This is a genomic window from Streptosporangium nanhuense, assembly GCF_059358815.1.
Genome location: NZ_JCADBG010000117.1, coordinates 1 through 894 on the forward strand (window position 1 = coordinate 1; position 894 = coordinate 894).

Consider the following 894-nt stretch of genomic DNA (forward strand, 5'->3'; position numbering starts at 1 on the left):
CTCAGTACTGGCGGGTGGGCAGGGCTTCCTTCGCCTGCTCCTGGGTGAAGGTGGTCTCCTCGGTCACCACACGCTCGGGCACCTGCTCACCGGCGACGACCTTCTTGGCCAGATCCATCAGCTGGGGGCCGAGCAGCGGGCTGCACTCGACGATGTAGCTGATCTTCCCGTCCGCCAGGGCCTGCATCCCGTCCTTCACCGCGTCGATCGTGATGATCTTGATGTCCTTGCCCGGCACCTTGCCCGCACCCTCGATCGCCTCGATCGCACCCAGACCCATGTCGTCGTTGTGCGCGTACAGCACGTCGATGTCGGGGGTGGACTTCAAGAACGCCTCCATCACCTCCTTGCCCTTGGCCCGGGTGAAGTCACCGGTCTGCGAAGCGGCGATCTTGAACTTCGGATCCGCCGCGATCACCTCCGCGAAACCCGACTTGCGGTCGTTGGCCGGCGCCGACCCCGTGGTGCCCTGCAGCTCCACGATGTTCACCGGATCCTTCGAATCCTTGTACTCCTCCACCAGCCACTGACCGGCCTTCTTGCCCTCCTCGACGAAGTCCGAGCCCAGGAAGGTCTTGTACAGACTCTTGTCGGCCGAATCCACCGCCCGGTCGGTCAGGATCACCGGGATCTTCGCGTTCTGCGCCTCCTTCAGCACCGTGTCCCAGCCCGACTCCACCACCGGCGAGAACGCGATGACATCGACCTTCTGCTGCACGAACGACCGGATCGCCTTGATCTGGTTCTCCTGCTTCTGCTGGGCGTCGGAGAACTTCAGCTCCACACCCGCCGACGCCGCCGACTCCTGCACCGACTTGGTGTTCGCGGTACGCCACCCGCTCTCCGCACCCACCTGGGAGAACCCCATAGTGATCTTGCCGTCGTCGGCGACCT

1 protein-coding gene is annotated in these 894 nt (G+C 64.3%); it reads right to left on the reverse strand.

Translation table 11 applies throughout. The features are described 5' to 3' along the window. Window position 1 precedes the first annotated feature (1 nt). Window positions 2-894 (reverse strand): ABC transporter substrate-binding protein (locus tag AC5L38_RS44255; RefSeq protein ID WP_495248829.1); only part of this gene is annotated, 893 nt, incomplete at its 5' end.